Here is an 18723-nt window from a genome sequence, read left to right as displayed (position 1 = left end):
GACGCAGCCTAGAAAGAGGGGCCCCGCCGACGCGCTCGCGTCAGCGGGGCCCCTCTTCGGCCATCGTCAGTCGTGGGCGATGGCACCCAGGACGTTGATCCGAGCCGCTCGGATGGCGGGTAGCACCGCGGCCACCACCCCGATGATCGCGGCGATACCGAGGAAGGCGCCCATCTGCCCCCAGGGCAGGATCAGGTCGGTGATGCCCTCGTCCTTGAGCGCCTCGACCACCGCGGCGCCGAGACCGCTTCCGACCGCCACGCCCAGCAGCGCGCCGAATACGGAGATCACCACCGCCTCCACGGTGATCATGCCCATGGTCTGCGACCGGCGCAGGCCGATCGCCCGCAGCAGACCCAACTCGCGGGTCCGCTCCAGCACCGACAGGGCCAGGGTGTTGATGATGCCGAGCACGGCGATCACGATGGCCAGGGCCAGCAGGATCTGGATCATCGTGAGCAGCCCGTCGAGCTGACTGGTCTGCTGCTTGATGAACGCATCCATGTCGGCCACCGACACTTCGGGGCTGTCCGCCAGCAGCGTCTCCACCTGGGGCTGCACGTCGGACACCCGGGTGCCGGGGGCGAGCTGGATGTAGCCCTGGATGGGCTGCGGGATGGTGAAGTCCTTCGCGGCCTGTATCGGCAGCGTCACCGGGTTGGTCAGCTGCGAGGACTCGTAGATGCCGCTGACCGTGTACGTCCGTGCCTCGCCCCGGTTGAGCTGCACCTTCACCGTGGAGCCCACTGACCAACCACGGGAGGTGGCGGTGTCGGAGCTGGCCAGCATCTGGGTAGGCCCGAGCCGGTCGATGTCACCGGCGGTGGCCTTCGCACCGAAGATCTGCCGCAGCGACGTGATGTCACTGCTCGCCGCGACCCAGGTGCTCTTGCCGTCGAGCTTCGCCGTGTCGCCGTACTCGCCGTCGACCAGCTGCACACCGGGCAGGGCCTTCGCCTGGTCCAGGACACCCGGGTCGAAGCTCGGCGGACGCGGACCACCCTGCTGCCCGGCGATCACCAACTCGGCCTTGATGGTGTCCTTGGCGAGCGCGCTGATGCTGCCCTTGGCCGAGTCGAGGATCACCGTGACGCCGGTGACCAGCGCGATGCCGACCATCAGCGCGGCAGCGGTGATCGCGGTCCGGCGGGGGTTGCGGCCGGAGTTGAGCCGGCCCAGCTTGCCCGGAACCGACCAGGAGAAGATCGCGCCGAGCAGGCTCACCACCGGCCGGCTGATCAGCGGGGTCAGCAACGCCACGCCGATGAAGGCGAACAGCACCCCACCGAGGATGGTGGGCAGCGTCTGCCCTCGGGCGTTGCCGCTGAGCCCGAGGAACAGCAGCACCGCGCCGACGCCGGTGACCAGCGACCCGGCCACGGTGACCTTGGTCAACGGCCGGTCCGGGGTCGCCACGTCCTGCATGGCTGCGATCGGAGGGATGCGGGACGCCCGCAGCGCCGGCAGCAGGGCCGCCACCACGGTGATGACCAGACCGACGGCGAACGAGCCGATCACCGCGGCCGCCGGCACGCCGATCCCGGCGAGTGTGAGCCCACCGGCCAGCTTGCCGAACAGGAACGCCAGCAGCGCTCCCACCCCGATGCCGGCGGCCAAGCCGAGGACCGAGGCGATCAAACCGACCGCGATGGCCTCCAGCACCACCGAACCGATGATCTGCCGCCCGCTGGCCCCGATGGCGCGCATCAGCGCCAACTCCCGGGTCCGCTGCGCCACGATGATCGAGAAGGTGTTGAGAATCAGGAAGGTGCCCACCAGCAGCGCCACCGCGGCGAAGCCGAGCAGGATCTTGTTGAAGAAGGCCAGGCCCTCCTTCAGGCTGGCCGAGGCGTCCGCGGCCACCTGCTCGCCGGTCTTCACCTCGAAATCCGCGCCCAGGGTACGGGCCACGTCGTCGCGCAGCGTCTCGTCGGAGACCCCGCCGGCGGCCTGAACGGTGATGCTGCTGAAGGTGTCCGGCTGGCCGAGCATCAGCCGCTGCGCCACCGGCGTGGTGAAGAAGACCTCGTTGACCCCGCCGATCGAGTCCCGATTTCCGCTGTAACCCATGATGCCGACGAGCGTGAAGTCCCGCTTCTTCGACTCGAACGCGGTCAACACGCCGACCTTCTGGCCGACCTGCACCTTCGCCGCGGTGGCCAACGACTTGTTGACCACGATCTCGTTCTCGGCCTGCGGCTCGCGCCCCTCGCGCAACTGCATCAGGTCGCTCTCGCCGGTCCAGTTCTCGCCCAACTGCGGCGGGCCGAACGAGGTGAGCACCTTGCCGTTGCTGCCGATGACGCGAGCGCCGTCGGCGTTGACGATGCCGGTCGCCGAGGCCACCCCCGGCACCTGCTTGACCCGGTCCACCACGGCGGCGGGCAGCGGGGCGGCGGTCTGCTCGCCCTCCAACTCGCTCAGCTCCACCTTCGGTTTCGCCGCGACGTTCACGTCGATCTCGGAGAAGCCGTCGGCGAAGACCGAGTCGAAGGAGCGGCCCAGCGTGTCGGTGAGCACGAAGGCGCCGGAGACGAACATCACACCGAGCACCACTGCCAGCCCGGACAGGATCAGCCGGACCTTGCGGGCCAGCAGACTCTTCATCGTCGCCCGGAACATCAGTTGCCCACCTCAGCCGGAGTGTCCAGCTTCTTCATGGTGTCCAGCACCGTCTCGGCGGTCGGCTCGATCAGCTCCGAGACGATCTGCCCATCGGCGAGGAAGACCACCCGGTCGGCGTACGCGGCGGCGGTCGGGTCGTGGGTGACCATGACGATCGTCTGGCCGTGCTCGCGAACCGAGTCGCGCAGGAAGTTGAGCACCTCCGCGCCGGAGCGTGAATCCAGGTTGCCGGTCGGCTCGTCCGCGAAGATCACCTCGGGACGGGAGACCAGCGCCCGCGCGCACGCCACCCGCTGCTGCTGCCCGCCGGAGAGTTGTGCCGGACGGTGGTCCAGCCGGTCCTTCAACCCAACCGTGTCGATCACCGTGTCGTACCAGGCCGGGTCCGGCTTGCGCCCGGCGATCGACAGCGGCAGCAGAATGTTTTCCTTGGCGGTGAGCGTGGGCAGCAGGTTGAACTGCTGGAAGATGAAGCCCACCTTGTCGCGGCGCAGCTTCGTCAGCCCCGAGTCACCCAGCCCTGTGACGGTCGTCTCACCGATCGCCACCGTCCCCCGGGTGACCGAGTCCAGGCCGGCCAGGCAGTGCATCAGCGTCGACTTGCCGGAACCGGACGGCCCCATGATCGCGGTGAACCGGCCACGTTCGAATTCCGCGCTGACCCCCCGCAGCGCGATGACCTGAGCCTCGCCGCTGCCATACACCTTCCACACGTCGTTCGCCCGGGCCGCGGCCTGCGCCTGCCGGCCTACCGTCGCGGTCACGTCATCTACCTCTTCCGTCTGTCCGAGTTCACGCCGCCCCCCGATGGTCCGGCGCGACTGTTTCATCATCGGCGCTGCTCACGCCCGTTCCGTCCGCCTAAGGGGTGACCCGGGGCGGATTTCCTGCTGCGGGTGCACCCCCATGCCGAATCAGGGTTGCCCCTGACCCGACGACCGGTCGACCGTGTTTCCGACCGGCGATACGCCGTCGACCCGACGCTCCTACCTGACGCCACAGGAGGGTCAACCGCGCCGAGCCATCTCTGGTCACGGTAGGTGACGACGGCAACGGTGGCCGTCACCCCAGGGTGGGATCTTCGAGTACGCCGGGTGAGGTATTCGGACCGGCGGAGGCTACGCCCGGGGGCGGACCAGTCCTGACTCGTACGCCAGCACCACCGCCTGCACCCGGTCGCGCAGCCGCAGCTTGGTCAGCACATGCCCGACATGGGTCTTGATGGTGGTTTCGCTCACCGACAGCGCCGCCGCGATCTCGGCGTTGGACAGGCCCCGGGCGACCTGCACCAGCACCTCGCGTTCCCGGTCGGTGAGCGCGTCGAGCGCGGCCGACGGAGTCGCCGTCGGGTCGGGCAGCAGCACGGCGAAGCGGTCCAGCAGTCGCCGCAGGATCCGTGGCGTCACCACCGCGTCCCCACCCGCCACCGTACGGATCGCCGAGATCAGCTCCTCGGCCGGCACGTCCTTGGCCAGGAACCCGCTGGCCCCGGCGCGCAACGCGCCCACCACATACTCGTCCAGGTCGAAGGTGGTCAACACCAGCACCCGCACCGGCAGTCGGGCGTCGACGATCGCCCGGGTCGCGGCCACCCCGTCCATCCGGGGCATCCGGATGTCCATCAGAACGACATCGGGTAGCAGCCGACGGGACAGCTCCACCGCCTCCAGGCCGTCGCCGGCCTCCGCCACCACCTCCAGGTCGCCCTCGGTGCCCAGCACCATCCGGAACCCGGTGCGCAGCAGCGGTTGGTCGTCGGCGAGCAGGATCCGTACCGGCCGCGCCGTGGCCTCCCGTACGGTCATCTCGTCTCCTGTCCAGCCGACGTCGTGCTGCCGCACCGGTCATCCTCGCGTACACCGGCCGGTGCGTCGCGGATCACCGTATTGGCCGGCCCGTCGCTCTGTCCCGACCGGAACGGCACGGCTTCGGTCGACTTTCCGGCACCGGTGTCGGGCATGACGGCGCAACAGGCGCGAGCGATCGGGGCCCGAACGGTCTCACCGCGCCGGGCGCGAACCTCGCCCGGAGGTCGTCACTCGTCGGCGCCCGGGGCGACCGGAGCGGACCGGGAGTCGCGCAGCGGATCAGCGCTGGCCGCGGCGACCGGGAACGGCGGCGGAGTGCCGCCGAAGCTGGGGCACAGCGCCTGGTGGCTGCACCAGTCGCAGAGCCGGCTCGGCCGGGGCCGGAAATCCTGTCGGGCGGTGGCCTGCTCGATCGCCCGCCACAGGGCCACCACCGTGCGCTCGAAGCGGACCAACTCGTCGGCGTCCGGCGTGTAATCCAACACCTCGGCGTCGCGCAGGTAGAGCAGCCGCAGCACCTTGGGCACGACCCCCCGGGTGCGCCACAGCACCAGCGCGTAGAACTTCAGCTGGAACAACGCCCGCGCCTCGAACGCCTCCCGTGGCGCGCCCCCCGTCTTGTAGTCGACCACCCGCAGCGCGCCGTCCGGTGCGACGTCGAGCCGGTCGAGGTAGCCCCGGATCAACAACTCCTCGTCGACCACCGCCGAGATCAGGCTCTCCCGTTCGGCCGGCTCCAGCCGGGTCGGGTCCTCGACAGCGAAGTAGCCCTCCAACAGCCCGGCCGCCGAGCGGAGGAACTCCACCGGACCTGCCGGCTCCGCCCCGTCGAAGAGCCCGGCCAGATCCGGCTGCTCGGTGACCAGCCGGTCCCACTGAGGTGCCACCAGATCGCCGGCCGCCGCCGGCGTGCGGCCCTGCGCGGGCAGGTCGAACAGGCGCTCCAGCACCGCGTGCACCAGCGTGCCCCGGGCCTGCTCGACGGTGGTGCGCTCGGGCAGCCGGTCGATGCTGCGGAACCGGTAGAGCAGCGGACAGGTCTTGAAATCCGCCGCACGCGACGGGGACAGCGACGCCCGTACCGTCGGCGGCACCTGCGCCGGGGAGGGGGGCTGGGGGGTCGTGAGCGGTTCCGCTGTCATGTCGGCAAAGGTTAGGGCACCGGTATGACACCGACCGCCGCCCGCCCCGCACAGCGACGGTCCGTAGCATCGTGGCGATGGAGCAGACATCCCGCCCGCCGCGCCGACCCGAGAGGCGCCTAGGCCTGAACGTCGGCCGGGTGTTCGGGGTGCCGCTGCACCTCAACGGGTCCATGGTCCTGCTCGCCGTGCTCCTCGCCGTCCTGTACGCCGAATTCGCCCGCCGACAGCTGGACCTGCCGCAGATCAGCGGCTACCTGATCGGCTTCGGATTCGTGGTGTCGCTGCTCGGCTCGGTGCTGCTGCACGAGCTGGGCCATGCCCTCACCGCCCGGCGCTACGGCATCGGTGTGCGCGGAATCACTCTGGAATTACTCGGCGGCTACACCGAGATGGACCGGGACGCGCCGTCCCCCCGCATCGACCTGCTGGTCTCGCTGGCCGGCCCGGCGGTCTCCGCGGTGCTCGGCGTCCTCGCGGTCGCCGCCACCCTCGCCCTGCCCGAGGGGACGGTGGCCCACCAACTCGCCTTCCAACTCGCGGTCAGCAACGTCATCGTCGCGGTGTTCAACAGCCTGCCCGGGCTGCCGCTCGACGGCGGCCGGGCGCTGCGCGCCGCAGTGTGGGGGCTGAGCCGCGACCGGCACCTCGGCACCGAGGTCGCCGGATGGGCCGGGCGCGTCGTCGCCGCCGGCACCGCAGCCCTGGTCCTGCTCCTCACCCTCGCCGACTACCTGGCGCCGCTGGCGCTGCCGCTGATGCTGCTGGTCGCCGTCACCCTCTGGCGCGGTGCCGGGCAGGCGATCCGGGCTGCCCGGGTCAGCCGTCGGTTCCCGCTGATCGACCTCACCCGGCTCGCCCGTCCGGTCTGGCCGGTGGCCACCGGTACGCCGCTGGCCGAGGCCCAGCGCCGACGCGCCGAAGGCGGGCAGCCCGGCTCGCCGCTGCTGGTCACCGACTCCACCGGCCGGCCGGTGGCGCTGGTCGACCCGGCCGCCGCCGACGCGGTACCCGTCGAACGCCGACCGTGGCTGGCGGTGGACGCCGTCGCCCGATCGCTGGGCTCACTTCCCTCGCTGCCGGTCGACTTGGACGGCGAGCGGGTGATGGAGGCCGTACAGACCCACCCGGGCGCGCAGTACGTGGTGACGTCAGGCGAAGATGTCGTCGGCATTCTGCACATCGCGGACCTGGCACAGCTCCTCGAACCCAACCGGAAGATGACACCGTGACCGCAACTCCCTCCACCGTCGGAGCCGACCCCTCCACCCCGGCGCTGACACCCGTGCACCGTGGGCCGTTCCGGCCCGGCGACCGGGTCCAGCTGACCGACCCCAAGGGGCGGATGCACACCGTGACGCTGGAGCCCGGCAAGGAGTTCCACACCCACCGCGGCATCCTGGCGCACGACGCGCTGATCGGGCTCCCCGACGGCAGCGTGGTGACCACCGCCGGTGGCGGCACCGCGTTCCTCGCCCTGCGGCCACTCCTGTCGGACTACGTGCTGTCCATGCCGCGCGGCGCACAGGTGATCTACCCGAAGGACTCGGCGCAGATCGTCGCGATGGGCGACATCTTCCCCGGCGCGAAGGTCCTCGAGGCCGGCGCCGGCTCCGGCGCGCTGAGCTGCTCCCTGCTGCGGGCCGTCGGCACCGAAGGCGAACTGCACTCGTTCGAACTGCGTGACGACTTCGCCCAGATCGCCAAGCGCAACGTCGAGGCGTTCTTCAACGGGCCGCACCCGTCGTGGCACCTACAGGTCGGTGACGTCGCGCAGTGCCAGGAGACCGGCTTCGACCGGATCATCCTGGACATGTTGACCCCCTGGGAAACTCTCGACATGGTTGAGCGGGCGCTGGTGCCCGGCGGGGTGTTCATCGGCTACGTCGCCACCACGCCGCAGCTGTCCGAGCTGGTGGAGGCTCTGCGCGAGCGCGGCGGTTGGACCGAGCCGCGGGCCTGGGAGTCCATGGTGCGCGACTGGCACGCCGAGGGCCTCGCCGTTCGGCCGGACCACCGGATGATCGCGCACACCGCGTTCCTGGTGTCCGCGCGCAAGCTGGCCCCCGGGGTCACCGCGCCGCCGCGTCGGCGCAAACCCAGCAAGGGCACCGAGGCGTACGCGCAGCGCCGCCAGGTGCTGCGCGAGGCGGAGGCGGCCCGACAGGCCGCCGCCGCCCAGGCGGCAGGTGCGCAACCCGACGGTACGGGGGAGATGGACAGGCCGTGACCAACGAGCTGGGCGCCGGCATCGCCGAGCAGGGGGAGGCGCTGGCATGAGCCGACCGGGCTACGGCGGCGGTGACCTTCCCGCAGTCTTTCCCGACTGGTCGCCCTACCAGGATCTGGAATCGGCGGCGCGGGCCTACCTGCGCGACCCGGACGTCGCCCTGGAGGCGCTCGGCGGCGTGCTGCGCGGCGCGTCGGTGCTCGGCTTCACCCTGGAACGCTTCGTCAACGAGGTCAACGGCGTGTGGCAGGAGGTCGTCGTCTGCGACGGCAGCCGGCTGATCCTCTGGCACGGTGAGGACGTACCTCCGGAGGAGGGCCCGCCGGGGTCGATGACCTCGTCGTTGCGGGTGGTTCCGGTCTCCACCGTCACCGAGGTCGGCTGCCGGCGGCGGCTCAACCGCTCCGACAGCGGCGAGATCCGGGTCGACAGCATCGACGTCTACCTGCTGCTCACCTCTTTGGACGAGGCACCGCCGAGCGAGGAGATGGTCGGCACACCACGGCACGACGCGCTGCGCTTCGGCAAGACCCTCGACGACGGTGGGGCTGGGCAGATCGCCCGGCTGGAAGAATTCGCGCGGTTGGTCGCCTCGGTGGTCGGCCGTCCGATGCTCTGAGGCGTACCCCAGTTCCACCCGCCCGGCCGGGCCGCTTGGCCCGGCCGGTAGGCGGGTGGGTCAGTCTTCCTCGGCGTCCGGGCCGGCGACCTCGACACCGTCACCGCGCACCACGTGGATGCAGTCGCCCGGGCACTCCTTCGCGGAGTCGATCACCTCAAGCCGCAGGTGCTCGGGCACGTCGACGCGGCTGCCCGGCGCCATCAGCAGCTCACCGTCGGGACGTTTGACGTACGCCAGGCCGTCGATGTCGAACTCGAAAACCTCCGGCGCGTACTGCACACAGAGCCCATCGCCCGTGCACAGATCCTGGTCCACCCAGACCTGCAGCTGATCGGTCGCGACCTCGGTCACCGGTGCACCCCCCATGTTCTCGCGTCGTACAGTCCGACGGTACCCGAACGCCGGTACCGGCCCGCCGGGCCACCCTTGGCGATCAAGGTTCGGTGACGAGGGTGTTGCATGGGACCGAATCGGCCTCATAGCGGCTAGTGTTAGGGCAGAACGTTCAAGCCCCCCGGGGAGGTGGGACGTGGCAGCACGCAGCGACGACGCGGACTCGCGCGCCGCACGGTGGGAGAAGGAAGCCCACGATCTCTCCACGCAGGTCGCGTTCCTTCAGGAGGAACTCGCTCTGGTGCGGCGAAAGTTGACCGAGAGCCCCCGACACGTCAGGCAGCTCGAAGAGCGGCTGGCGGCCACCCAGGCACAGTTGGCGCGGCTCACCGAGAACAACGACCGGCTGGTGAGCACCCTCAAGGAGGCTCGCACGCAGATCGTGACGCTCAAGGAGGAGATCGACCGGCTCGCGCAGCCGCCGAGTGGTTACGGCGTCTTCCTGGCCAAGCACGACGACGGCACGGTGGACGTCTTCACTGGCGGCCGCAAGTTGCGGGTCTCCGTCTCGCCCGCACTGGACGTGGCCGAGTTGCGCCGCGGCCAGGAGGTCCTGCTCAACGACGCGCTCAACATCGTCGACGCGTTCGGATACGAGCGGGTCGGCGAGGTGGTGATGCTCAAGGAGATCCTTGAGGGACCAGGTGGCGGGCCGGGTGACCGGGCGCTGGTGGTCTCGCACTCCGACGAGGAACGAATCGTGCACCTCGCCGAGACGCTGATCGGCTCGACGATCCGCGCCGGCGACTCGCTCATGATCGAACCCCGCTCGGCGTACGCGTACGAGCGGATCCCGAAGAGCGAGGTCGAGGAGCTGGTCCTGGAGGAGGTGCCCGACGTCGACTACGGCGACATCGGTGGCCTCCAGTCGCAGATCGAGCAGATCCGCGACGCCGTGGAGCTGCCCTTCCTGCACGCGGACCTGTTCCGTGAGCACCAGCTCCGTCCGCCCAAGGGCATCCTGCTCTATGGCCCGCCCGGCTGTGGCAAGACGCTCATTGCCAAGGCGGTGGCCAACTCGCTGGCCAAGAAGATCGCCGAGCGGCAGGGCAAGGAGAAGCACACCAGCTTCTTCCTCAACATCAAGGGCCCTGAGCTGCTCAACAAGTACGTTGGCGAGACCGAGCGGCACATCCGGCTGATCTTCCAGCGAGCACGGGAGAAGGCCGGCGAGGGCACCCCGGTGATCGTGTTCTTCGACGAGATGGACTCGATCTTCCGGACCCGCGGCTCCGGTGTCTCCTCCGACGTGGAGAACACCATCGTCCCGCAGCTGCTCAGCGAGATCGACGGCGTGGAGGGGCTGGAGAACGTCATCGTCATCGGCGCCTCCAACCGGGAAGACATGATCGACCCGGCGATCCTGCGCCCCGGTCGGCTCGACGTGAAAATCAAGATCGAGCGACCGGACGCCGAAGCAGCCAAGGACATCTTCTCCAAATACATCCTCTCCGGGCTGCCCCTGCACCCGGACGACCTGGCCGAGCACGGAGCCGACCCCCAGGCCACCGTGGCGGCGATGATCGACGCCGTGGTGCTGCGGATGTACTCGGAAACCGAGGAGAACCGCTTCCTCGAAGTCACCTACGCCAACGGTGACAAGGAAGTCCTCTACTTCAAGGACTTCAACTCCGGCGCGATGATCCAGAACATCGTCGACCGGGCTAAGAAGATGGCCATCAAGGAGTTCCTCACCTCCGGTCGCAAGGGGCTGCGCTTGCAGCACCTGCTCGACTCCTGCGTCGACGAGTTCCGCGAGAACGAGGACCTCCCCAACACCACCAACCCCGACGACTGGGCCCGCATCTCCGGCAAGAAGGGCGAGCGGATCGTCTACATCCGCACGCTCGTCTCCGGTGGCAAGGGCACCGAGGCCGGCCGGTCCATCGAGACCGCCAGCAACACCGGCCAGTACCTCTGATCGTCCAGCGGCGGCACCGGACTCGTCCGGTGCCGCCGCTGCGCACATCCCGCCACGGCCCGGTGCGATCGCGCCAACGGCCGCACCCGGTCAGACCGAACCAGGCATTAACTTCTCCACCCTCGCCGAGCCCTCCCGGACCGCGCAGATCCCGCGTCGTAGCCCTCGCCCACCGCGGCTCCTGGTGGCCGACCCGGCCGCTCAGCAGGCCATCGACAGAATCCTCACGGCGAACCCGTCTCTGCGGGCGGGCCTGACCGTGGTGCCACTCAAGACCGCCGGGCCACCGTAGCCACGCCGCGCCGACCGGCAGGGCCGCGCGGTGGGCCACCGCGCAGACTAGTCTCGATGGTGTGAGCGGCGGGTACGCCGGCTCCAGGGGCGAGCGAAGCGAGTGGTCGCATGACGGTACGTCGGATCATGGGCACCGAAGTCGAGTACGGCATCTCCGTACCGGGACAGGCCGGAGCCAACCCGATGGTCACCTCATCACAGGTGGTCAACGCCTATGGGGCCCGCCCAGAACTCAACCGGGGCGGGCGAGCCCGATGGGATTACGAGGAAGAGTCGCCGCTGCGCGACGCTCGCGGCTTCACCTACTCCGGAGCCGCCTACGACCCGGCCGAGGCGTTGGCCGACGAGGACCTCGGCCTCGCCAACGTGATACTCACCAACGGGGCACGTCTCTACGTCGACCACGCCCACCCCGAATACTCCACTCCGGAGGTCACCACCCCCCGGGACGTGGTGCGTTGGGACAAGGCCGGCGAACGGGTGATGGCCGAGGCGTCCCGCCGGGCAGCCAGCATCCCGGGCAGCCAGCCGATCCACCTCTACAAGAACAACACCGACAACAAAGGCGCCAGCTACGGCGCCCACGAGAACTACCTGATGCGCCGGCAGACCCCGTTCGCCGACATCGTGGCGTACCTGACGCCGTTCTTCGTGACCCGCCAGATCGTCTGCGGTGCTGGCCGGGTCGGCATCGGTCAGGACGGCGGGCAGAGCGGCTTCCAGATCTCCCAGCGCGCCGACTTCTTCGAGGTCGAGGTGGGCCTCGAGACCACGCTCAAGCGGCCGATCATCAACACCCGCGACGAGCCGCACGCCGATGCCGACAAGTACCGCCGGCTGCACGTCATCATCGGCGACGCCAACCTCTCCGAAATTTCCACCTACCTCAAGGTCGGCACCACCGCGCTGATCCTCAACATGATCGAGGAGAAGGCGCTCGGCGCCGACCTCGGCATCGCCGACCCGGTCAGCGAGCTGCGCGCGGTCAGCCACGACCCCGGCCTGTCGCACCTCATGCGAATGCGTGACGGCCGCCGGCTCACCGCACTGGACCTGCAATGGGCGTACCTGGAGCGGGTCCGGTCCTTTGTCGACGACCGGTACGGCACCGACGCCGACGAGCAGACCGTCGATGTGCTCGACCGCTGGGAGAGCGTGCTGGACCGGCTCGGCCGTGACCCGATGCTCTGCGCCGACGAGTTGGACTGGGTGGCCAAACTGCGGCTGCTGGAGGGTTACCGGGAGCGCGAGAAGCTCGGTTGGGGCGCGCACAAGCTGCAACTGGTCGACTTGCAGTATTCCGACGTCCGGCCGGAGAAGGGCCTCTACAATCGCCTCGTCACCCGGGGGGCGATGAAGACGCTGCTCACCGACGATGAGACGCGCACCGCGATGACCGAGCCGCCGGAGGACACCCGGGCCTACTTCCGTGGCCGCTGCCTCGCCCAGTACGCGTCCGAGGTCGTCGCCGCGAGCTGGGATTCGGTGATCTTCGACGTGGGCCGGGAGTCGCTGGTCCGGGTGCCGATGATGGAGCCGGAACGCGGCACTCGCGCACACGTCGGAGCACTGTTCGACCGCTGCGCCAGCGCCAAGGACCTGCTGGAGACGTTGACCGGGGGCTGAACACGCGCCCGGATGCCCGTCGTGTGCCGTAAGCCGGCGCGCGGCGGGCTTTTCGTCGCCCGCGCGAGGTAAGTTCATCGCAGACGATCGTGGAGGAGGCAGCAGTGGCCACTCATGACAGCGGCGGCCAGTCGCAGTCCGGCAAGTCCCGTCAGGGCGAGGAAATCGAGGACGTCACCACCGAGGCCAACCCCGAGGTGGCCGAGCGGCACGCCGAGATCACCGAGGACGTCGACGACCTCCTCGACGAGATCGACTCCGTCCTCGAAGAAAACGCAGAGGAATTCGTGAGAGGCTATGTCCAAAAAGGGGGTCAATAGGGCATATGTCCGATTCGCCGGACTCTGTGGACAAGGCCTGCCCGCAGTGTAAGCGGGTTCTAGCCCGCACGGAGTTTCACCGCGACCGCCGGCGTGCGGACGGTCTCGCCTTCTACTGCAAGACCTGTGCCGCAGGTCGGTCGGAGGCGAGCCGACGCAAGCGGGGCATCGCTCCCCAGCGGAAGTCACCTACGCCCGTCGGCGAAGGCCTCAAGTGGTGCCCGGACTGCGAGCAGATTAAGCCATTTGATGAGTTCCCCACCACCACGACCAAGGCCAGCGGTCGGCACAGCTACTGCAAACCCTGCCATAATGCCCGGGGTAAAGAGACCGCGCAGCGGCTCTACGGCGGAACTCGCGAGTACCACCTTCAGCGGCGGTACGGCGTAGGGGAGAAGGAGTTTCAGGAGCTCCTGGCCGAGCAGGGCGGGGTCTGCGCGATCTGTGGTGTCGCGGACCCGCAACATCTGGACCACGATCATCGCACCGGATGGGTGCGCGGGATACTCTGCTTCAACTGCAACGGTGGTCTTGGCCAGTTCCGTGACAGTCCCATGAGGCTGGCCAGGGCGATCACGTACCTGAGAGGAACCACGTGGCAGCGGGCTTTGATCCATCCGGGCGTCTACCAGATGTGTTCACCAACGCGGGGACGTCCTCCTTCACGACGTTCCTGAGTCGGGTGGCTCCCGAGATGCTGCCCGGTCGGCGGCCGCTGCCGCCGGGCATGGCAGCCGACCTGGCGCCACACGCGACCACCATCGTGGCCATTTCGGCCGCCGGTGGCGTCGTGATGGCCGGCGACCGCCGGGCCACCATGGGCAACCTGATCGCCCAGCGCGACATCGAGAAGGTGCACCCGGCCGATGCGTACTCGCTGGTCGGCATCGCGGGCACCGCGGGCATCGGCATCGAGCTGATGCGACTGTTCCAGGTGGAGTTGGAGCACTACGAGAAGATCGAGGGCGCGATGCTCTCGCTGGACGGCAAGGCCAACCGGTTGGCGTCGATGATCCGGGGCAACCTGGGCGCGGCCATGCAGGGGCTGGCCGTGGTGCCGCTCTTCGCCGGTTTCGACCTGGCCGCCGCCGACCCGGAGCGGGCCGGGCGGATCTTCAGCTTCGACGTGACCGGTGGTCCGTACGAGGAGACCGGTTATGACGCGATCGGCTCCGGCTCGCTCTTCGCTAAGTCGGCGTTGAAGAAGCGGTTCCGGGCCGGCGTGTCGGTCGACGACGCCACCCGGCTCGCGGTCGAGGCGCTCTACGACGCGGCCGACGACGACACCGCGACCGGCGGACCGGATCTGACCCGTCGGATCTATCCGGTGGTGATGACCGCTACCGCCGAGGGCACCCGCCGGCTTACCGACGCCGAGACGGCGGCGATCGCCGAGGGCGTGGTCGCCAGTCGGATGGAGAACCCGGGCGGTTGAGCCCCGCCCACCCCCACCAGTCAGCAGTCGTCGTCAGCACCGCGCCGTAAGGAGAACCGCCGCCGTGGCCATGCAGTTCTACGCCTCGCCCGAACAGATCATGCGCGACCGCTCCGAGTTGGCCCGCAAGGGCATCGCTCGGGGTCGCAGCGCGGTGGTCCTCAGCTATTCCGGCGGGGTGCTCTTCGTCGCGGAGAACCTCTCCAGCGCTCTGCACAAGGTCAGCGAGATCTACGACCGGATCGGGTTCGCCGCCGTCGGGCGGTACAACGAGTTCGAGAATCTGCGCCGGGCCGGTGTGCGGATGGCCGACTTGAACGGGCTCAGCTACGACCGGCGTGACGTCACCGGCCGGGCCCTGGCCAACGCGTTCGCGCAGACGCTCGGTGCGATCTTCACCGAGCAGTCGAAGCCGTTCGAGGTGGAGATCTGCGTGGCGGAGGTCGGGGCCACCGCGGACGATGACGAGCTGTACCGCCTGACGTACGACGGCTCGGTGAATGACGAGCCGGGGCGGATGGCCATGGGTGGCCAGGCTGAGGCGATCACCGGCGTGCTGAAGTCCCAGCACCGCGCGGACATGTCCCTCGGCGAGGCGGCCCGGGTGGCGGTGCAGGCGTTGAGCACCGTTGGTGGCGAGGGCGGCGCCGCTCGGACGATCGCCGCCAACCAGTTGGAGGTGGCGGTATTGGACCGCCACCGCGTTGGGCGTACGTTCCGCCGGATCACCGGTGCGGCGCTGACCGCGTTGCTGGACGGCGATGTGTCCACCGCCGAGCAGCCGGCGGAGGCGGGTGGCCCCGACACGCCGGCGCAGCCGACCACGGAGTCGCACAAGCCGACCACGTCGGCGGCGTCCGCCGACCTGGAGGACAAGCCGGCGGACGGCAAGTAACACCTGGCGATTGCGGCGGGCGGCTGAGTTGATGGCCGCCCGCCGCAGCCTAGGTGGTGCCAGGATCAGGCCGCTCCGGTTACTCCAGGCGTGACAGCCTCGAGGGGAGGGGCGTCGGCGGGCGCCGAACGGGCGGTGCGCTTGCGCAGCAGCATGGCCATGACGGCGGCGACCACGACGGAGCCGATGGCGTAGCCGAGCTCGACTCGCAGCGCGGTGGAGACCGGGGCGAGCGTGGCGACGATGAGCGCGGCCACGCCGATGGCCCAGGCGAGGGCCTGTGCCCGATGCCGGTCGAGGGCGAGTAGTGCCTGGCCGAGGACCATCGCCCACAGGTAGGCGAGGGTGGCGACGGCGAGCCAGGCGAAGTCGCCGTGGCCGAGGCCGGGTGCGTCGAAGAGGGTCTGCACCAGCCATGGGCCGAGCAGCACGGCGAGGACGGCGCCGGTGACGCCGAGCGCGGTGACGATGCCGAGTGCCCGGCGCAGCAGGTTGTGGAAGCCGGCGAGGTCACCGGTGGAGGCTGTGGTGGCGAGGCCGGGTAGCAGTGATGCCTGCAGCGATGCGAAGACGAACAGCGGGATCCGGACCAGCACCAGTGCGGAGAGCAGTGCGCCGGCAGTTGCCGCGTCGGATGGGTCCAGCACCTTCACGTTGATCACGCCGATGTTGACCACGACCTGGGCGAGCAGGCTGGAGGCGGTGAGCAGCCCGAGGCCGCGCAGCAGGGTGGCCCAGGCCACGGGTGCGCCGCCGCCGATGGCCCGCAGGACCGGTGGCGCGGTGAGGATGGCACCGGCGACGGGCGCGACGACCAGCACCGCGCCGTACCAGACGGGGTTGGTGACGCCGTTGAGGCCGAGCATGGCGACGAGCGCGATCCGCAGGCCGCCGTCGATGCCGAGCTGGGTGCCGTACCAGGGGAAGAGTTGGAGGCCGGAGAGGACGCCGCGGGTGGTGTGCGCGATGGCGAGCCCGGCCAGCGCCCCGATGAGGACGGCGACCATGGTGCCGTCGCCGTCGAAGAGCCGGTCGGCGAGCGGCTGCCTGGCGGCGATGATCAGCGCGACCACGGCGGCGAGCAGGCCGGCGGCCAGGGCCGCACCCCGGGCCAGTACCGGACCGGGGGAGAGGCCCTGGCTGTGCCGGGCGGCGATGAGTCGGGCGACTTCCTGCTCGACTGGCATGAACAGGCCGATGCCGAGGGTGAAGACGATTGACCAGAGCACCGAGAGGGAGTTGTAGTCCGCTTCGGTGAGGCTGTGCCCGGCGACGGCCAGGTGGACGTAGGAGGCGAGCCCCAGCAGGGCAAGGCCGGCGCCGACGGCGACGGTGCCCGGTGGGACGAGACTCAGGAGCTTCCGGATCACCGGCGAATGAGCGCCAACGTGAGGACGGCGAAGGCGCGGCCGAGGTAGATCATGGCTTTGGCGGGGGAGTGGCTGGGGGTGCCTGCCATCCGCTTGCGCATGGCCACCGGCACCTGGCGGATGGTGTAGCCGCGTCGGGCGGTGTGCACCAGGGTCTCGACGGTGTCGCCCAGGTACTCCACCGGGTACCAGGAGGCGAACATGTCGATCACCCGGCGGTTGGCGGCTCGGAACCCTGAGGTGGTGTCGGTGAGCTTGGTGTGCGCGACGCGGGACAGCACGCCGGAGAGCATGACCATGGCCCAGCGGCGGGGGCCGCGGACGTTGTAGTCACCCTCGCCGGCGAACCGGGCGCCGATCACCAGGTCGGTCTCGTCGAGCAGGTCGACGAGTTTCGGCACGTACCGGGGGTCGTGCTGGCCGTCCGCATCGATCTGGATGGCGACGTCGTAGTCGTGGTCGCGGGCGTACCGGTAGCCCACCCGCATGGCGCCGCCGACGCCGAGGTTGTACGGCAGTTTCGCGACGCGGGCGCCGGCTGCGGCGGCGACCGCGGCGGTGCGGTCGGCGGAGCCGTCGTCGACGACGATCACGTCGACGCCGGGGAGCTCACCGCGGACCTCGCCGACCACGTCGGCGATCGAGCCGGACTCGTTGAACGCCGGGATGATGATCAGGACCCGCTTGCCGTTAACCATCGGTGCGCACCAGTTCGTCTCGGGCCGCCCGGTCCGCGTCGATCTCCGTGCGGAGCAGGGCGAAGTCTTCGGCCAGGGTGCGGGTCTCCTCCTCCAGGTGGCTGACCTCCCAGCTGAGGTGCACGCAGACCAGCAGCAGGAAGACGATGCCGAGGAAGAGCACGAGGCTCACGCCGGAGGCGACGCCGAGCAGTTCGGCGACGTTGTCGAGCAGGCGGGGGAAGAGCGACAGGGGGATGACGATGACCAGGACGCCGAGCCAGAGCATGCCGTATTTTTCGCGGAGCTGGCGGCGGCGCAACAGCTCGACGATTGTGGCCAGCAATATCAGGCCGGTCAAGCCGGTGACGAGCGTGAGCTTCATGGGACCTTCCACGGAGCGGGCGGAGCGGGGGAGCCGAAGGCATCGACCAGGGTGGCGTGCCACTCGGGGAGCGGCGGCAGGCCTGCGGCCGCCCAGCGGCTGTGCCCTAGCACACTGTACGCCGGACGGGGAGCAGGAAGAGGATACCGGTCACTGGTGGTGGGTCGGATCCGGTCCGGGTCCAGACCGGCCAGCGTGAACGCGGCGCGGGCCAGCCCGTACCAGGTCGTCTGGCCGGCGCAGGTGCTGTGGTAGACGCCGGGAGCGGCCCGACCTTCCAGGGCGGCGTCGGCGAGTGCGACGAGTTGCTCGGCGAGCCGGTAGGACCAGGTGGGCTGACCGTGCTGGTCGTTGACCACGTCGATGTACTCCCGCTGCCCGGCGAGCCGGAGCATGGTGGCCACGAAGTTCGGCCCGTGCGCGCCGTACAGCCAGGCGGTGCGGACGACGTACCCGTTGTCGGGCAGCAGCCGGGCGACGGCTTGTTCGCCGACCAGCTTGCCCCGGCCGTAGGCGTTGACCGGCGCGGTGGGCGCGTCCTCCGGGTAGGGGGTCTGCGCGTTGCCGGAGAGAACGTAGTCGGTGGAGACGTGGATCAGCCGCGCACCGCTGGCGGCACACGCCGACGCGAGATTTGCCACGCCGTTGCCGTTGACGGCGGTGGCTGCCGCCTCGTTGGCTTCGGCGCCGTCAACATTGGTCCACGCCGCCGTGTTGAACACGACGTCGTACTCGGAGACCGCCTCGCGGACGGCGGAGGGATCGGTGATGTCCAGGTCGGCGCGGCCGGCTGCGGTCACCTTGAGGTCGGACCGGGTGTGCAGCACGCTGACCAGGTCTCGGCCGAGCATTCCGCCGGCGCCGGTGACGAGTAGTCGGGTCATGCGGCGGGTGTGGTCTTGAGGGGTTCCCACCAGGTGCGGTTGTTGCGGTACCAGGTGACGGTGTCGGCGAGGCCCTGGTCGAGGGTGATGCTGGGG

General features: G+C 69.8%; 18 protein-coding genes. 9 read left to right on the top strand and 9 right to left on the bottom strand.

Annotated elements, in window-relative coordinates; translation table 11 throughout:
* Positions 1-66: 66 nt before the first annotated feature.
* The 4 genes from ACLQ28_RS31700 to ACLQ28_RS31685 form a co-directional block, all read right to left on the bottom strand.
* A complete protein-coding gene (locus ACLQ28_RS31700; RefSeq protein ID WP_425689933.1) occupies positions 67-2622 on the bottom strand; it encodes an ABC transporter permease in 2556 nt (851 codons plus the stop codon).
* The gene (locus ACLQ28_RS31695) at positions 2622-3389 is read right to left on the bottom strand and encodes an ABC transporter ATP-binding protein (RefSeq protein ID WP_425689932.1); all 768 of its coding nucleotides are present in this window, start codon (positions 3387-3389) and stop codon (positions 2622-2624) included. Before ACLQ28_RS31695 ends, ACLQ28_RS31700 begins: the two co-directional genes overlap by 1 nt.
* 354 nt (positions 3390-3743) lie before the next feature.
* Positions 3744-4430, bottom strand: coding sequence for a response regulator (locus ACLQ28_RS31690; RefSeq protein ID WP_425689931.1), 687 nt, complete (start codon positions 4428-4430; stop codon positions 3744-3746).
* 230 nt (positions 4431-4660) lie between these two features.
* Positions 4661-5575 (bottom strand): RecB family exonuclease, encoded by a 915-nt coding sequence (locus ACLQ28_RS31685; RefSeq protein WP_425689930.1) that lies wholly within the window; start codon positions 5573-5575, stop codon positions 4661-4663.
* A 140-nt stretch (positions 5576-5715) separates the two neighbouring features.
* Here ACLQ28_RS31685 and ACLQ28_RS31680 point away from each other — a divergent pair, with 140 nt between their 5' ends.
* The 3 genes from ACLQ28_RS31680 to ACLQ28_RS31670 are packed head-to-tail and all read left to right on the top strand — an operon-like array spanning position 5716 to position 8424.
* The gene (locus ACLQ28_RS31680; protein ID WP_425689970.1) at positions 5716-6807 is read left to right on the top strand and encodes a M50 family metallopeptidase; all 1092 of its coding nucleotides are present in this window, start codon (positions 5716-5718) and stop codon (positions 6805-6807) included.
* Entirely contained in the window at positions 6804-7805 is a 1002-nt protein-coding gene (locus tag ACLQ28_RS31675; protein WP_425689929.1) for a tRNA (adenine-N1)-methyltransferase, read from the top strand. Before ACLQ28_RS31680 ends, ACLQ28_RS31675 begins: the two co-directional genes overlap by 4 nt.
* A 46-nt stretch (positions 7806-7851) precedes the next feature.
* Positions 7852-8424: a hypothetical protein gene (locus ACLQ28_RS31670; protein ID WP_110567382.1), complete on the top strand. Its 573-nt coding sequence runs from the start codon at positions 7852-7854 to the stop codon at positions 8422-8424.
* 60 nt (positions 8425-8484) lie between these two features.
* Here the strand turns inward: ACLQ28_RS31670 and ACLQ28_RS31665 are convergent, their stop codons facing one another.
* Positions 8485-8778 carry a ferredoxin gene (locus tag ACLQ28_RS31665; protein WP_425689928.1) on the bottom strand — a complete coding sequence of 98 codons (294 nt, stop codon included), beginning with the start codon at positions 8776-8778 and terminating at the stop codon, positions 8485-8487.
* A gap of 178 nt (positions 8779-8956) precedes the next feature.
* Here ACLQ28_RS31665 and arc point away from each other — a divergent pair, with 178 nt between their 5' ends.
* The 6 genes from arc to prcA all read left to right on the top strand — a co-directional run bounded on the left by arc (position 8957) and on the right by prcA (position 15311).
* Positions 8957-10741 carry a proteasome ATPase gene (gene arc, locus ACLQ28_RS31660; protein WP_425689927.1) on the top strand — a complete coding sequence of 595 codons (1785 nt, stop codon included), beginning with the start codon at positions 8957-8959 and terminating at the stop codon, positions 10739-10741.
* A 402-nt stretch (positions 10742-11143) separates the two neighbouring features.
* Positions 11144-12661, top strand: a complete 1518-nt coding sequence (dop, locus tag ACLQ28_RS31655; RefSeq protein WP_425689926.1) for a depupylase/deamidase Dop — start codon at positions 11144-11146, stop codon at positions 12659-12661.
* 104 nt (positions 12662-12765) lie between these two features.
* A complete protein-coding gene (locus ACLQ28_RS31650; RefSeq protein WP_030332902.1) occupies positions 12766-12981 on the top strand; it encodes a ubiquitin-like protein Pup in 216 nt (71 codons plus the stop codon).
* A gap of 5 nt (positions 12982-12986) precedes the next feature.
* On the top strand, positions 12987-13658 hold the full coding sequence (locus ACLQ28_RS31645) for an endonuclease VII domain-containing protein (RefSeq protein WP_425689925.1): 672 nt from the start codon (positions 12987-12989) through the stop codon (positions 13656-13658).
* A complete protein-coding gene (gene prcB, locus ACLQ28_RS31640) occupies positions 13577-14416 on the top strand; it encodes a proteasome subunit beta (protein ID WP_425689924.1) in 840 nt (279 codons plus the stop codon). The genes ACLQ28_RS31645 and prcB overlap by 82 nt, the downstream gene beginning before the upstream one ends.
* Positions 14417-14480: 64 nt before the next feature.
* Positions 14481-15311: a proteasome subunit alpha gene (prcA, locus tag ACLQ28_RS31635; RefSeq protein WP_425689923.1), complete on the top strand. Its 831-nt coding sequence runs from the start codon at positions 14481-14483 to the stop codon at positions 15309-15311.
* Positions 15312-15376: 65 nt separating this feature from the next.
* On the opposite strand, the gene ACLQ28_RS31630 is transcribed toward prcA, so the two are convergent.
* The 4 genes from ACLQ28_RS31630 to rfbD are packed head-to-tail and all read right to left on the bottom strand — an operon-like array spanning position 15377 to position 18627.
* Positions 15377-16681, bottom strand: a complete 1305-nt coding sequence (locus ACLQ28_RS31630; RefSeq protein ID WP_425689922.1) for a polysaccharide biosynthesis protein — start codon at positions 16679-16681, stop codon at positions 15377-15379.
* Positions 16678-17379: a glycosyltransferase family 2 protein gene (locus ACLQ28_RS31625; RefSeq protein ID WP_425689921.1), complete on the bottom strand. Its 702-nt coding sequence runs from the start codon at positions 17377-17379 to the stop codon at positions 16678-16680. Before ACLQ28_RS31625 ends, ACLQ28_RS31630 begins: the two co-directional genes overlap by 4 nt.
* Positions 17372-17743: a DUF2304 domain-containing protein gene (locus ACLQ28_RS31620; protein ID WP_110567401.1), complete on the bottom strand. Its 372-nt coding sequence runs from the start codon at positions 17741-17743 to the stop codon at positions 17372-17374. The genes ACLQ28_RS31625 and ACLQ28_RS31620 overlap by 8 nt, the downstream gene beginning before the upstream one ends.
* On the bottom strand, positions 17740-18627 hold the full coding sequence (rfbD, locus tag ACLQ28_RS31615; protein WP_425689920.1) for a dTDP-4-dehydrorhamnose reductase: 888 nt from the start codon (positions 18625-18627) through the stop codon (positions 17740-17742). The genes ACLQ28_RS31620 and rfbD overlap by 4 nt, the downstream gene beginning before the upstream one ends.
* Positions 18628-18723: the final 96 nt, after the last annotated feature.

This window comes from Micromonospora sp. DT201 (genome assembly GCF_049841575.1).
Taxonomy (GTDB): domain Bacteria; phylum Actinomycetota; class Actinomycetes; order Mycobacteriales; family Micromonosporaceae; genus Micromonospora.
Note: the sequence above shows the minus strand (reverse complement) of the source record. Positions and strands in the feature narration are given on the sequence as shown.